The 14984-nt window shown below is 59.0% G+C and carries 9 protein-coding genes and 1 tRNA gene; 3 read left to right on the plus strand and 7 right to left on the minus strand.

Annotated elements, in window-relative coordinates; all coding sequences use genetic code 11:
* Positions 1-8 precede the first annotated feature (8 nt).
* From hsdR to rpsU, 6 genes are all read right to left on the minus strand, one after another.
* A complete protein-coding gene (hsdR, locus tag ACM6IK_RS05370; RefSeq protein ID WP_414873466.1) occupies positions 9-3485 on the minus strand; it encodes a type I restriction-modification system endonuclease in 3477 nt (1158 codons plus the stop codon).
* 174 nt (positions 3486-3659) lie between these two features.
* A tRNA-Ile gene (locus ACM6IK_RS05375) sits at positions 3660-3736 on the minus strand.
* Positions 3737-3751: 15 nt separating this feature from the next.
* The gene (locus ACM6IK_RS05380) at positions 3752-7498 is read right to left on the minus strand and encodes a bifunctional diguanylate cyclase/phosphodiesterase (protein ID WP_414873467.1); all 3747 of its coding nucleotides are present in this window, start codon (positions 7496-7498) and stop codon (positions 3752-3754) included.
* A 125-nt stretch (positions 7499-7623) separates the two neighbouring features.
* A complete protein-coding gene (gene rpoD / locus ACM6IK_RS05385; protein ID WP_414873468.1) occupies positions 7624-9471 on the minus strand; it encodes an RNA polymerase sigma factor RpoD in 1848 nt (615 codons plus the stop codon).
* A gap of 67 nt (positions 9472-9538) precedes the next feature.
* Positions 9539-11506, minus strand: coding sequence for a DNA primase (gene dnaG / locus ACM6IK_RS05390; protein ID WP_414873469.1), 1968 nt, complete (start codon positions 11504-11506; stop codon positions 9539-9541).
* Positions 11507-11988: 482 nt separating this feature from the next.
* Positions 11989-12204, minus strand: a complete 216-nt coding sequence (rpsU, locus tag ACM6IK_RS05395; protein WP_002551877.1) for a 30S ribosomal protein S21 — start codon at positions 12202-12204, stop codon at positions 11989-11991.
* Positions 12205-12403: 199 nt separating this feature from the next.
* Between rpsU and tsaD the strand changes: the two genes are divergently transcribed.
* Positions 12404-13429: a tRNA (adenosine(37)-N6)-threonylcarbamoyltransferase complex transferase subunit TsaD gene (gene tsaD, locus ACM6IK_RS05400; RefSeq protein ID WP_414873470.1), complete on the plus strand. Its 1026-nt coding sequence runs from the start codon at positions 12404-12406 to the stop codon at positions 13427-13429.
* Positions 13430-13452: 23 nt separating this feature from the next.
* On the opposite strand, the gene plsY is transcribed toward tsaD, so the two are convergent.
* The gene (plsY, locus tag ACM6IK_RS05405; RefSeq protein WP_218431088.1) at positions 13453-14022 is read right to left on the minus strand and encodes a glycerol-3-phosphate 1-O-acyltransferase PlsY; all 570 of its coding nucleotides are present in this window, start codon (positions 14020-14022) and stop codon (positions 13453-13455) included.
* Between the two features lie 74 nt (positions 14023-14096).
* On the opposite strand from plsY, the gene folB reads away from it, so the two are divergent.
* Positions 14097-14453: a dihydroneopterin aldolase gene (gene folB / locus ACM6IK_RS05410; protein WP_414873471.1), complete on the plus strand. Its 357-nt coding sequence runs from the start codon at positions 14097-14099 to the stop codon at positions 14451-14453.
* Positions 14444-14962: a 2-amino-4-hydroxy-6-hydroxymethyldihydropteridine diphosphokinase gene (gene folK / locus ACM6IK_RS05415; protein ID WP_414873472.1), complete on the plus strand. Its 519-nt coding sequence runs from the start codon at positions 14444-14446 to the stop codon at positions 14960-14962. Before folB ends, folK begins: the two co-directional genes overlap by 10 nt.
* Positions 14963-14984: the final 22 nt, after the last annotated feature.

Raw genomic sequence — 14984 nt, forward strand, 5'->3', positions numbered from 1 at the left:
CAACGGGCTCAGCCGACCGCAGGCCACAGGTTGTCATTCAAGGCTTCCAGTACCTTATCCAGGTTGCCGCCGAGGTGACGGTTCAAGCTCTTGATGCCGCCATCGTTCTGGAAGGCATCGTTGACCTGTTGCGAATCAATGACCACCTCGTGCACCAATTGCTTGGCCAGGCGCTCAAGCCACTTGCGTTGCACGGGCGTCCACGGCTCAAGGGCATAGATTTTTTGCATGGCGTTGGCCACGCGTTGGTCGAAGGGCAGCAGGGCTTCGCCAATGGCGGCCTGGCGGATGAAACCAATGATGCTGGCCGCGATTTCCTGGTTGGTCTGGTTACGCCAGGCGCTTTTCAGGCTGACTTCGCTGAAGCCATGCTGATCCAGCAGCAAGCGCACAGTGCGTAGTTGTTCGCGGGTAAGGTCTTTGGGGCGATTGACTACCACGCCCAACGCGGCGGATTGGTTGAGCTGGCTGTGGACGAAGTCGTGGAAGCTTTCGAGGTAATCCTGGGGTTTCTGATAGGCGCCGTAGCTTTGCTCACGCACGAGCAGTTCGTCGCTGTGGGTGGAAATAATCGGATAGTTTTCCGAGCCCAGCAGGGTGCTGACGGCATTCAATTGGGTCAGCAGCTGACTGTGCTCGCGAATGAATTCGGCCGCCTGCCTTGGCCCCAGTTTATGCAGGTGTTTGTGCAGTTCGGCGGGTTCCACGCCCCAGATGTCCTCCAGCTCCTCGAGCTTTTTCTTCAGCGAGGGTTTGGTTTCAGCTTTGTGATCAGCCTTGCGCAGAATGCGCATGATGCGCTGGCTAAGTACGTCAAGCACATCATGGGCGTGGCTGCTGTCTTCTTGGTTGCCGGGTGCGTCGTGACTGGCATCGCTGGTGAGTTCGCTGACCAATTGCTCCAGGGAGACATTGGGGTTCTTCACCAGCGGTTTCATGGTGTCGACGGCTTCGAGGCTGGCGTAGAGGTCGACGGGGTCATAGATGCGGAAAACCGTTTTGCCAATATCGTCGCAGCGGCGGGTCGCACGGCCTTTCATTTGCTCATAGAGAATGCGTGAGCGCACTCGGCGCATAAACACCAGATTGCAGATTTTTGGCACGTCGATGCCGGTGGTCAGCAGGTCGACGGTGATCGCGATGCTGGGATGCGGTTCGTTTTTGTACTTGCGGATCAGTTGTTCAACCTTGTCGCTCTGACCGGTGATGATTTGCACCGTTGCCTGGTTGTATTGCTCACCGTAGGCGTCTTTGAAGGCCTCATTGAGCAGGTTTTTCACTCGCTCGGCATGGGCCTGATTGACGCAGAACACCATGGTTTTTTCTTCGCCGAACGGGTCCAGCTCATTGGCCAGAGCGTCGCAGATCACTTTGTCAAAAGCAGGGGTAATCACCCGCCGGTTGAACGATTCGATATTGAAGTTGAGTTCGTCTTCCAGCTCGGCGACATCCACTTCGCCGGTCTGTGTATCGATGACGCTGACCGATTCGCCTTTCTCAAAGCGGATGCCGTGTTTGCTCAGTTGCGTTTCGTAGCGGATCGGCGGTTCATGGTCGATCAGCCAGTCATCCGCCACGGCTTCGCGGTAGCTGTAGGTGAATACCGGCTTACCGAAAATTTCGCTGGTGTGTTTGGCCGGGGTAGCGGTCAGGCCGACTTTGCAGGCGTCGAAATAATCCAGTACGCGGCGGTACTGTGAGAGGTACTGATTGTGATCGCGGACGGCCAGTTCTCCCTCGCTCATTTCTTGATCGAGTGTGTAACCACGGTGGGCTTCGTCGACGATGATGCAGTCGAACTCACCTACCGAGGGTGGCGTGTCGGAGCGGAAAATGCGGTTGACCATGGCCTGAACGGTGGCCACCTGGATGCGGGTTTCCGCCTCGGCGGCCATGTCGCCCAGCTCTTTGATGTCGTAGATCTGCGCGAGCGTGTGGTTTTGTTCGAGGGTGGTGTCGTTGAACGAGTCGATCGCTTGCTGGCCGAGGGCACTGCGGTCGACCAGAAACAGAATGCGTTTGAAGCGTTCGGTTTTCAGGAAACGGTACATCAAGCCAATGATAGTGCGGGTTTTACCTGTACCGGTGGCCATCGCCAGCAAACAGTCGCGTTGGTTGTTGGCCAAGGCCTGTTCGACGGCATGGATCGCCTTTTCCTGATAATCGCGCAACTTCAGATAGGTGAAGCCTTCTTCCTTGAGCTTGGCTTCGGCCTCGGCACGGCTGCGCTTGAGCAGGTCCCGCAAGTCTTCGGGTTTATGGAAGTCCTGCAGCGGTCTGGCGGTGTTGGACGGGCTGCGCAGATCTCGGAACCAGGTCCCGGATTGTTCGGCGAGTTGCTTGATGTAAGGGCGACCATTGCAAGCGAAAGCGAAGGGCACTTGGAAAGATTTGCCTTCACCATCGTTCCAGGCCGTAGGCTGACCGGCCTCTAGCCATGGCTTTAGCTGCTCCGGGGCGAATTTGAATTCGCGGGAATAACGCTCGGCCTGGGGAATGCGGTCTGCAACATTTTTGCGTTTGCGCTTGGCTTCAACGATGGCTACCGGCATCAGGCCTGCAAACATGACATAGTCCGCATCGGCATTTGGAATGCGGGTGGGCCACTCGGCGATGGCTTTGTTCTTGCCCTTTTCGGGCCGGGCGCCTTTGCTGTACTTCAGGTCGAGGGAGTCCGCTTCCCAGCCAGCATCAATCAATTGCTGGTCAATGAGGATGCGGGTGAGGTCTTCGCTCAGGTCAAATTGCTGAGTGGCCCGCATTGTGCGGTGCATGACCTGTGACGAGGCCTGCGGCTGGGTCAGCAGCTGAATTTGCAGGGCTTTGATGCTTTGCTCGTGCTCACTGCGCAACCGTTCCAGTTCGGCTTCATGCTGTTTGGCTTGCTGCTTGTGGAGGCTTGACTCAGCGCCCATTTGCTCAGCGAGAACGGCGTATTCTTTAGCTTCACGCTTTATCAGCTCAGCCAGCTGCTGGTTGCTTTCTAGTTGCTCACTCGACTCACTCAACTGAGCTTTCAGCTGCTCGATCTGGTTTTGTAGGTCGCGCAGCGGAGTGCTGGGGTCTTCCGGATTTACAAAGGGCCCGGGGCTGAACTTATCACCTTGCTTGCCGAACGATTGGTGGTACCAAATGGCCAGAGCACGGGCGACTCTCAGCCCGTCCAATGCTTCACGATGCTGAGTACGAAATTGGTGAGTGGCTTTGTTGCCTTCGGTGCGCAGTGTGTGGAACAAGCTGCGGATTTTTTGATCGAGCTGGATATCCCGGCTTAATTTGTAGAGTAAGTCGGTCTGCTTGGTCATGGCATCGAATTCGATACCGGCACGGCTGGCCAAGTCTTGAGCTAAAGCCTCGCCCAGTTGCCGCAGCTTGATCAGGGTGGTGTTGGGGTCACTGGCAAAGATCTGTTCGGCCGTGGTCGCCAGCTGCAGGAAAACGGGGTCGTGTTCCTGGAGAAAGGAGAAATTGCTGGTCGCGGCCATGGTCAATCCTGTGCGTGCTCATCCCTTGATTGCGCGTCGCTGAGCTTACTGGCGCAATGATGTGTCGAGCTTACCCAAGATGAAGCAGGTTTGACCATGGCTGGGTAGATCAAGGAACGGCGGCGCTTTTGCACCAGACACGAAAAAGCCGCGTAAAAACGCGGCTTTTTTGTTTGGTGGGCCCACACGGACTTGAACCGTGGACCAAAGGATTATGAGTCCTCTGCTCTAACCAACTGAGCTATAGGCCCTCAGTAGGCCGCGGATTATAACGACGGTTTCGCGGCTGTGCTATCTGAAAAAGCCAATACGGTTGTACGAAGAAATGTCGCGGCAAACTCGTCCGCTGTCAGGGGCAGGCTGACGATGTAGCCCTGGATTTGCTCGCAGCCCTCGGCGGCGAGGAATTGTTGTTGCGCCAGGGTCTCGACCCCTTCGGCAATCACGGTGAATGGCATGCTGCGTCCGAGCGCGATGATCGCCCGTACGATCGCCGCATCATGGGGATCGTCCGGCAGGCCGCGGACGAAGGACTGGTCGATCTTGAGGATGTCCAGTGGCAGACGCTTGAGGTAACTCAGGGACGAGTAACCGGTGCCAAAGTCATCTATGGCCAGTTGCACGCCCAGATGTTTGAGTTGGTGCAGCACCGCCAGCGCTTCTTCGGCCTGGCTCATGATGAAGTTTTCGGTGATTTCCAGTTGCAGGAAGCCTGGGTTGAGGCCGTTGTCCTTGAGCAACTGCTCGATACGGCCCAGCAGGTTGGGTTGGCGCAATTGGGCGCCGGCAAGGTTGACCGACAGCGGGCCGGGACTTCCGTACAGCCGGTGCCATTCGGCCATCTGTCGGCAGGCGGTTTCCAGGACCCAGTCGCCGATTTGCAGGATCATGCCGTTTTCTTCAGCCAGCGGGATGAAGTGTTCCCGCGGCACGTCGCCAAAGGTCGGATGGCGCCAACGGATCAGGGCTTCGGCACCGACCAGGCTGTAGTCTTCGAGGCTGATTTTCGGCTGGTAGCACAGGTGCAACTCATTGCGTTCGATGGCGCGGCGCAGTTCGTGTTCCAGCGCCACGCGTTCGCTGGCTTGGGCGGTGAGGTCGCGGGTGTAGCTTTCGACACGGTTGCGGCCCTTGGCCTTGGAGCGGTACATCGCGGCGTCGGCGTTCTTGATCAGTGTGGCAACGTCGCAACCATCCTTCGGATAGAGGCTGGTGCCGATGCTGGCGCTGATGAAAAACTCGTGTTCGCCGGCCTGGAACGGTGCGGCGAAACAATTGAGCAGTTTGGTGGCGATGTGGTCGGCGTCGCTGGATTGTTGCAGGCCCGGCAGCAGAATGATGAATTCGTCACCACCCAGGCGCGCTACGGTGTCGATATCGCGCAGCTGCTCCTTGAGGCGTACGGCAATGCCCTTGAGCAGCAGGTCGCCGACCGGGTGGCCGAGGCTGTCGTTGATGTGCTTGAAGCGGTCAAGGTCGAGGAACAGTACAGCGCCCTGGCCGCCGTTTTCCTGCTGATTGTTGAGCGCCGTCAACAAGCGGCTTTCGAATAGCGTACGGTTCGGCAGGCCGGTCAGCGGGTCGTGGTGCGCCTGGTAGTCGAGTTTGGCCTGGGCATGCTTGAGGCTGGAAATGTCGGCGAACACCGCGACAAAGTGGGTGATGAACTTGTCGCGGTTGCGCACGGCACTGATGGTCAGCCAGCTCGGGTACAGCTCGCCATTCTTGCGCCGATTGGAAATCTCGCCCTGCCAATGACCTTCGGCGGTCAATTGATGCCACATGGCCGCGTAGAATGCGCTGTCATGCAGGCCCGAGGCGAGCAGGCGCGGCGTATGGCCCAGCGCTTCGCTTTCGCTGTAACCGGTGATTTCGGTAAACGCACGGTTGACGGCGCTGATGTGCTGCTGGGTATCGGTGATCAACACGCCTTCGGCAGTGCTTTCGAACACGGTGGCGGCCTGTTGCAGTTTTTCCTGCATCAGGTGCCGCTCGGTGATGTCCCGGGCGATGGTCAGCATGCAGTCTTCATCGCCAATCGGCAGTGGACGGCTGGACACCTCACAGAGGCGGATCTGCCCGTCGCTGCGGCGGATATGGCAGCTGAAATCGCGAACAAAACCGTCCCGGTGCAGCAGATCGAGCATTTGCTTGCGTTCATTGAGGTTGACCCAGATCCCCAGGTCCAGCGCTGAACGATCCACCGACATGGCGCTGTTGAACCCGGTGATGCGGCTAAAACCGTCGTTGACTTCCAACAGCAAGCCATCGCTTTGCCGTGACAGCAGCAAGCCGTCGGGGGAGGCATGGAAAGCCTTGGCGAATTTTTCTTCGGAAGTTTGCAGCTGTTGCTGGGTTTCCTTGAGCTGGGTGATGTCCCGCACCACGACAACCAGCGCCTGTGTCATGTCGAGGTTGAACGGTTCGGCGGAGATCAGGCCGGTAAACACCTGGCCGTTGCTGCGACGAAAGGGCATTTCCAGGTTGCGGATGCTGCCGGCCTGCAAGCGCTGCAACAGGCCCGGCCCAACACCGGGAATTCCCCAGATGTTCAGGTTGGTGGCGGTCTGGCCAACGACGTCCTCGGCCTTGAGGCCGATCTGTTCTTCGAACGCTTCGTTGACTTCCAGCAGGCAACCGTCGCTCAGGCGCGCGATCACCAGAATGTCCGGGCATTGCTGGAACACGGAAGCGAATTTCTGTTCCGACAGGCGCAGCGCTTCTTCGGTGCGCTTGGCGTCAGTGATATCGATCATCAGCCCGCGCAGCACTGGCTCATGCCCGTGTTCGATCAGGCTGACGATATCGCGCACCCACAGGCAGCGGCCGTCGGCGGTGATCACCCGGTAATCGAGGCGGTGATCACGCCCGGCCAGCACTTCGTGATCGCAGAAGGTCTGGGCGCGGGTCAGGTCGGCGGGGTGAATGATGTTGCGCCAGAAGCCCGGAATGAGCCAATGGGACAGGGGATAACCGAGAAGGTCTTCGGCGTGGGGCGATACATAGCTGTAGGTGAAGTCGGTGACTTTTGCTTCCCAGGCAATGGCCGACAGGCTCTCCACCAGGCCGCGGTAGTGGTATTCGCTGCTGCGCAGTTCCTGTTCAAGGTCGACCCGGCGGGCGATTTCCGAGCTCAAGCGGCGGTTGATGCGGATAACCACCGCCAGCACGGTAGTCAGCAGCAGCAATCCGGGCAGGCCATACACCAGCAGGTCACTCCAGAACGTTCGATGATCGAGGACGTTGCCGACCCAATGCTCTTGAATGGCGCTGATTTCAGCGGGGCTCATGTCCGCCAGGACTTTGTCGAGAATGCCGACCAGCATCTTGTTGTCGCGGGGTACAGCCATGGCCAGTTGATATCGATAGGGGGTTTCACCGCTGACATACAACCCGTCGAGCTTGAGTTGGCGCAGGCTCCAGACGCTGGAAGCCAGGTCGCCCACCACGGCGTCGACTTCGTCGGTGGCCAGCGCCTGTAGCGCCGAGCTGACGTTGCGCATCGCCACCAGGTTCAAGTCGGGATGGTGGGTGCGCAGCAGTTCGTGGGGAGCGTAGTTTTCCACCACGGCGATTTTCAGGCCGTACAGTTCTTGCAGGTTATGTGGCTGGGGGCCCCCGACATGGGCCAGGATGACAATCGGAAAATCCAGATAGGGGCGGGTGAACGACAAGTATTTCTGGCGTTCAGGGGTCGACATGATGCCCGGCAGCAGGTCCAGCTTGCCCTTTTTGGCCTGTTCCAGGACGACGGTCCAGCTCACCGGCTCGATGGGTGTGAGCCGGGTTGCCAGCCTTTTGCGGATGACCTCGATGTAATCCGCGGCAAGGCCCTGGTAGCGACCCTCGTCGTCGCGAAACTCGAAGGGCGGCCACGACGCATCGACACCCAGGCGCAAGTCCGGGTGAGCCGCCAGCCAGCTACGTTCTTCGTCGGTTAGAGTCAGCGCGCCAGCCGTTGCGGTCCAGGTCATCAGCGACAGCAAAAAAAGCACGGTCGGCAGTCTGGGCATAACGGTCTCGTTATGGCTCGGGGGATTGTTTCGAGTGTAGACGGGCTACGGGGCGGAGGGGGGAGGTGCGCAGATATTAATCTGCCATAAAACAAAACCCCCGGCCTGGGCCGGGGGTTCTGGTATCACTCGTCGAGGAAGGAGCGCAGATGCTCGCTTCTCGTCGGGTGGCGCAGCTTGCGCAGCGCCTTGGCTTCGATCTGACGAATCCGCTCACGGGTCACGTCGAACTGCTTACCAACCTCCTCGAGGGTGTGGTCGGTATTCATGTCGATACCGAAGCGCATGCGCAGTACCTTGGCTTCACGGGCAGTGAGGCCGGACAGCACTTCGCGAGTCGCTTCCTTAAGGCTCTCAACGGTTGCAACATCGATTGGCGACTGCATGGTCGAGTCTTCGATGAAGTCACCCAGATGGGAGTCTTCGTCATCACCGATCGGGGTTTCCATGGAGATCGGCTCTTTTGCGATCTTCAATACCTTGCGGATCTTGTCCTCAGGCATTTCCATGCGTTCGCCCAGCTCTTCCGGGGTCGGTTCGCGACCCATTTCCTGCAACATCTGCCGGGAAATGCGGTTGAGCTTGTTGATCGTCTCGATCATGTGCACCGGAATACGGATGGTGCGGGCCTGGTCGGCGATCGAGCGAGTGATCGCCTGACGGATCCACCAGGTGGCATAAGTCGAGAATTTGTAGCCGCGGCGGTATTCGAACTTGTCTACCGCTTTCATCAAGCCAATGTTGCCTTCCTGGATCAGGTCGAGGAATTGCAGGCCACGGTTGGTGTACTTCTTGGCGATCGAGATCACCAGACGCAAGTTGGCTTCAACCATCTCTTTCTTCGCGCGGCGGGCTTTGGCCTCACCGATCGACATGCGACGGTTGATGTCCTTGATTTCGGCGATGGTCAAACCGGTTTCGGTTTCCAGCGCGGTCAGCTTCTGCTGGCAACGGATGATGTCCGGCTGCAGACGACCAATGGCTTCAGCGTATTTGCCTTTGCCTTTGGCCAGGGCGTCACTCCAGCTTTCGTCGACTTCGTTGCCCGGGAACTGGCGCAGGAAGTCGGCACGCGGCATGCGTGCATCACGAACGCAGAGCTGCATGATTGCGCGCTCTTGCTGACGCAGGCGATCCAGGGCACTGCGAACACGCTCGACCAGGCCTTCGAATTGCTTCGGCACCAGTTTGATCGGCATGAACAGCTCGGCCAGGGCCAACAGCTCGGCAATTGCTGCCTTGTTGTTGCGACCGTGCTTTTTCAGCGCCTTGCGGGTGATTTCCATCTGATCGGCCACAGCGCCGAAGCGCTGAGCAGCGATGACCGGATCCGGGCCGCTTTCGGCTTCTTCCTCGTCGTCGCTTGCTTCGGCGTCGTCGTCATCCGTATCGTCGTCGGCCTTGACGGCTTTCGCGTCGATCGGCGGCGGCACTTCGGCGGCAGGCGGCGCGATGCCGTCGTCCGGGTCGATATAGCCGCTCAGGACGTCGGACAGGCGGCCACCTTCGGTGGTGACGCGGGTGTACTCGGAGAGAATATGGTCAACCGTGCCAGGGAAGTGCGCGATTGCGCCCATCACTTCACGGATGCCTTCTTCAATGCGCTTGGCGATTTCGATCTCGCCTTCACGCGTGAGGAGCTCTACCGTACCCATTTCACGCATGTACATGCGCACGGGGTCGGTGGTGCGACCAATGTCGGTCTCGACCGCTGCCAACGCTGCGGCCGCTTCTTCAGCGGCCGCCTCGTCGGTATCGGCGTCGGCCAGCATAAGGGCATCCTTATCTGGAGCAACCTCGAATACGTTGATCCCCATGTCGTTGATCATGCGGATGATGTCTTCCACCTGTTCCGGATCTGAAATATCCTCCGGCAGGTGGTCGTTGACCTCCGCGTAAGTCAGGTAGCCCTGCTCACGACCCAATAGGATCAACTCTTTGATACGAGACTGCTGTTGCGCTTTTCCGGACATAACACCCTATCCACTGAAGGTCTTGGCGGGCAAAAAACAAGCCGAGGATTATACCTGAGCAATGACCTCACGCGCCAGTTGAGGTCGGGTTTGATGCGGAAACATTGCGACTCAAGAGGTCGCGCAGTTGATTTTTCTCTTCGCTGGTCAATTCGCTTTGACGTGCTTTTCTAAGAAGTTGTTCCAGGTTTCGCTCGCGTTGGCGTGCCGACAAGCTAGTAATGGTGTCGAAAAACTGTTGTTCAAGGTTGTCTCCATCAATCAGCCATTCCTTTTCCGCCAGGGCCTTGAGCAAGCGGCCTTGTTCTGTGCCGTGCCAACGGGCAATCAGCTGAATTGAGTTTAGCTTGGGATTCTTCTGCACAGCTTCGAGCAGCGCCACCAGCAATTGTGTGTTGGTGTGATCCTCGGCGGCGAAGTGCCCGGCATCCTCGACTTTTTCGGCCAATTGCGGGTGATGCAGCAACGTGCGCAAGGCGGCGAGAGTCGGCGGTTCTACGGCGGCGGGCACCCGTGGTGCGCGGGGTTGATCACGGTCACCGCCCCGCTTGCCATTCTTGTCCCATGGTTTCTTGTCCCATTTCTTGCCTCCTGCACCGGGTTTCTTCGGCGTCCATTCTTGCTGCGGCACATACATTTCCTGTGCCTGCGGCTGATGATAGTCGCTGTAATCGGGCATTGCGTCGTAATCGATGCCCGGGTCGTAGGCAGGCGGTGCTTCTTGCGGGGCGCTTTGTGCCAGCTGGCTCACCGCTTCGCCGCTAAGACCGGTGATTTCGCTCAGGCGCTGACGCATCAAGGTGCGCAGGTTGGCACCGGGGACTTTGTCGATCAGTGGTGCGGCGAGAGTGGCCATGTGGGCCTTGCCCTCTAGCGAGCGCGGATCGGCCTCTTCCGTCAGCTGCTGGAAAAAATAATCGGCCAGGGGCTGCGCGTGCTGGTTGATCCGTGCGCGGAAGGCATCTGTGCCTTCGGAGCGGACCAGGGTGTCCGGGTCTTCGCCTTCGGGCAGGAACAGAAAGCGTGCGCGACGACCGTCCTGCAGGCTCGAAAGTGTCGCCTCCAGTGCCCGCCAGGCCGCATTGCGGCCTGCCTGATCGCCGTCGAAGCAGAACAGTACGCTGGGCACGACGCGAAACAGCCGCTTGAGGTGTTCCTCGTTGGTGGCGGTGCCCAGGGTCGCGACGGCATTGCGCAGGCCTTGCTGGGCCAGGGCAATGACGTCCATGTAGCCCTCGACGACGATGATCTCGTCGAGGTTGCGGTTGGTCTTGCGCGCTTCGTACAGGCCGTAGAGTTCCTGGCCTTTATGGAAAACCGGGGTTTCCGGAGAGTTCAGGTACTTCGGCTTGTCGTCGCCCAATACCCGGCCGCCGAAGGCGATGACGCGCCCGCGACTGTCGCGGATCGGGAACATCACGCGGTCGCGGAAGCGGTCGTAACGTTTGCCGCTTTCGGCGTTTTCGATCAGCAGGCCGGCGTCGATCATCGCTTTTTGTTGCAGGGTATCGCTGCTCAAGTGCTTGAACAGGTTATCCCAGCCGGGTGGAGCAAAGCCGAGGCCGAAGTCCCTGGCAATTTCGCCGGTCAGCCCGCGCCCTTTCAGGTAGTCCACGGCGGCCTTGCGCGATGGATGGCTTTTCAGGGCTTGGCGATAAAAGTCGGCAGCGGCGCTGAGTAGCGGGTACAACGGCGAATCAGTCGGCTGCCGCGGTTTGTGCGGCCGGCCGCTTTCTTCGCGGGGGATTTCCATGCCGGCGGCTTTGGCCAGTTCTTCGACAGCCTGGACGAAATCCAGGTTGTCGTGGTCCATGATGAAGCCGAGGGCGTTGCCGCCAGCGCCGCAGCCGAAGCAATAATAGAACTGCTTGTCGGGGCTGACGCTGAACGACGGAGTCTTTTCTTTGTGGAACGGGCAGCAGGCGGTGTGGTTCTTGCCGGCCTTTTTCAATTGCAGGCGCGAGCTGACCACATCGACGATGTCGGTGCGGTTCAGAAGGTCGTCAATGAAGCTCTGGGGAATTAGCCCGGCCATGGCGTTCTCGTCATCTGCGCTGAAAAGGGGGTCCGAAACGTACGGCGGCCGAGCATGGTCATCGTTTGAGGCGCGCAAAGTGTGCGGCTCGACCAGTGTCGTCTGCATAATCGCTGTCGGGAAGTGTATCTGCCGAAAATCCGCTGGCGTTAATGCCAATCGGTATTCGACTGTTTGAATGTGTTGCGCTGAATCCGCTGCGGCCGATCATAGGCCCCGGATAGCTCATCATCTGGCACGCAAGCAGGTGCCTTGGGCTGATCGTCGTGAGAGGAATCAGTGGGTGTGCTCGTCAGTAGCCTTGAAAGGCTCGTCAGAAAAGACGTGCACCGCTGGCAAAAGAGCCAGGTCTGACGCGGTGAAGCAGATTTGTCTCGGTCGCGTCTGCGGCTTTGACAGTGAAGCATCAAGCGTTTTACGCAAATGCCATAAGCCCGGCTGAGGGCCGGGCTTGGCAGAAGCTTGCTACGATCGTCTGTGTATTAGTACAGACGAACGGCGCGGCGCTGTTCGCGCTGAACTTTCTTGGCGTGACGCTTAACAGCGGCTGCTGCCTTGCGCTTACGCTCAGAAGTTGGCTTCTCGTAAAATTCGCGGCTACGAACTTCAGCCAGTACACCGGCTTTTTCGCAGGAGCGCTTGAAACGACGCAGAGCTACGTCGAAGGGTTCGTTCTCTTTTACTTTGACGGCTGGCATCCAGAGCTACCTTCATTCATTACCGGGGTCAACATCCTCGCGGCAAAAGAGCACTTGAAGACGTCGGTTTTTAAGGGTTGCGGATGTTAACCCCTCAACGCTCGGAATGCAAAGCCTCTGATCGAAAACCGCTGGTCGGGGCATCACGCGACGACTATTATGCGCGCCTTCGAATTCAGCCTAAACAAGGCGCAAACCCATGCTAGTACTGGGATTAGAAACCTCCTGCGACGAAACCGGTGTCGCACTTTACGATAGTGAGCGCGGCCTGCTGGCCGATGCGCTGTTCAGTCAGATCGACCTGCACCGCGCCTATGGCGGCGTGGTACCGGAGCTGGCTTCGCGCGATCACGTCAAACGCATGCTGCCCTTGATTCGTCAGGTGTTGGCCGAAGCCGGCTGCGTGCCGACCGAGATCGATGCGATTGCCTACACCGCGGGTCCTGGCCTGGTGGGCGCGTTGCTGGTAGGGGCTTCCTGTGCTCAGGCGCTGGCCTTTGCCTGGGGCATTCCGGCCCTTGGCGTGCATCACATGGAAGGCCACTTGCTGGCGCCGATGCTGGAGTCGCAACCGCCGGAATTCCCGTTCGTCGCTTTGTTGGTCTCGGGTGGGCATACGCAACTGGTTCAGGTCGACGGAATTGGTCAGTACACGCTCTTGGGCGAGACCCTGGATGACGCTGCCGGCGAAGCTTTCGACAAGACGGCCAAGATGATGGGCCTCAATTATCCGGGCGGACCGGAGATCGCTCGCCTTGCAGAGCAGGGCGTTGCAGGACGTTTCATCTTCCCGCGCCCGATGTGCGACCGCCCGGGCCTGGATTTCAGCTTCAGCGGCCTGAAAACCTTTGCGTTGAACACCTGGCAGCAGTGCGTCAGCGCCGGGGACGACGGCCAGCAAGTCCAATGCGACATCGCGCTGGCGTTCCAGCAGGCCGTGGTGGAGACTTTGACCATCAAGTGCAAACGCGCCCTGAAAGCCGCCGGCATGAAACGTCTGGTGATCGCTGGGGGTGTCAGTGCCAACAAGGCGTTACGCACTTCCTTGGAAAAAATGCTCGGCGACATGAAGGGTGATGTGTTTTATGCCCGTGCGCAGTTCTGCACCGATAACGGCGCGATGATCGCCTTTGCCGGCTGCCAGCGCTTGCAGGCCGGTCAGCAGGAAAGCCTGGCGATCAGTGTGCAGGCGCGTTGGCCGATGGAGCAGTTGTCGGCGTTGTGATGAGCGGCGCTCATGCCTGGCACCTAAAAATGCCGTTCGCGCCCGGCAAACAGGTCGCGTAGATTGCCGCGATGGCGCCAGACGATCAGCCCGGTGAGCGTGCTCATGGGCAGCAGGGCTGCAGGCTCTTGCCAGGCCAGCAACGGCAGGGTCAGCGGCGTGGCGATCAGGGCGGCCAGGGAGCTGGTACGGGTCAGGTAGAACGTCAGGAGCCAGGCACAGACCGCCAGAAGGGCTGCGGGCGGGTACAGTCCCAGTAACATGCCGGCAGCGGTGGCGACACCTTTGCCGCCGCGAAAGCGGAAGTACAACGGAAACAGATGGCCGATGACGGCATAGACGCCGATCCAGGCTTGCTCCTGCTGCGAAAGGCCTGCAAGGCGCGCAATCAGTACCGGCAGCAGGCCTTTGCAAAGGTCGCCGAGCAGGGTCAGGGTGGCGAGCTTCTTGCCGGCCAGGCGCAACATGTTGGTGGCACCGGCATTGCCAGAACCACTCATTCGCGGATCGGGGTTACCGGTCAGGCGGCTGAGCAAAATGGCAAAGGACAGAGAGCCGAGCAGGTAGGCGAGGATCGCCAATAACCAAAACATGCTAACTATTCCGGGCGAGGAAGCCCTGATTCTAACGGCGCATTGCGCCCTTGTCGTGTAGCGGAGAGAAGTGCTTGGACAGAGTGTTTATCGAGGGCCTGGAAGTCGACACGGTGATTGGTGCCTACGACTGGGAGCGAAGCATCCGACAGTGCTTGCGTCTTGATCTGAGCTTCGCCTGGGATAATCGCCCGGCCGCAGCCGGTGATGATCTGACCCTGGCGCTCGACTATGCCAGTGTTTCCTCGCGCATTCAGGCGTTTGCCGAGCAGGCGCAGTTCCAGCTGGTTGAAACCTTTGCCGAGCGCCTGGTTGACGTGCTGATGAGCGAGTTCAAGATCACCTGGGTGCGCCTGAAGCTGACCAAGCCAGGTGCGATTCCTGCCGCCATCGGCGGCGTGGGCGTGGAGATCGAGCGCGGATGTCGCTGACTCAGGTGTACCTCGGGCTCGGTAGCAATATCGAGCGTGAAACCCATTTGCGGGCAGGACTCGATGCATTGGCGGAGTTCCTGGTGGCTATCCGTTGTTCGGCGGTGTTCGAAAGCCAGCCGGTGGGCATCAAAAGCGGGCCGTTCTTCAATTTCGTGGTGTCGGCGTATACCGATTTGCCATTGATGGAACTGGATCGGCGGCTGAAATTCATCGAGGCAGATAACGGTCGTTATGCACCGGATCGCCGAGGTTTACCGCTGGATATCGACGTGTTGTTGTTCGGTGACCTGGTGGGCAACTTCGATGGCTTGATCTTGCCTCGGACAGAAATTCTGAAAAACGCGTTCGTTCTGTGGCCGTTGTCGTTGATTGCGCCGGATCGAGTGCACCCGGGTGTGGGTAAAAGTTTCGCCACCTTGTGGGCGGAATCGCAGATCAATCAAGTGCTGGCACCGGTGGCTTTCGAATGGCGCGGTGAGCAGCTGACACCTTCAGATTTGTTGTGACCTTACTGACGTCTTCGCGAGC

Origin of the sequence: Pseudomonas sp. IT-196MI5, from assembly GCF_949767415.1 — a bacterium.
Classification (GTDB): domain Bacteria; phylum Pseudomonadota; class Gammaproteobacteria; order Pseudomonadales; family Pseudomonadaceae; genus Aquipseudomonas.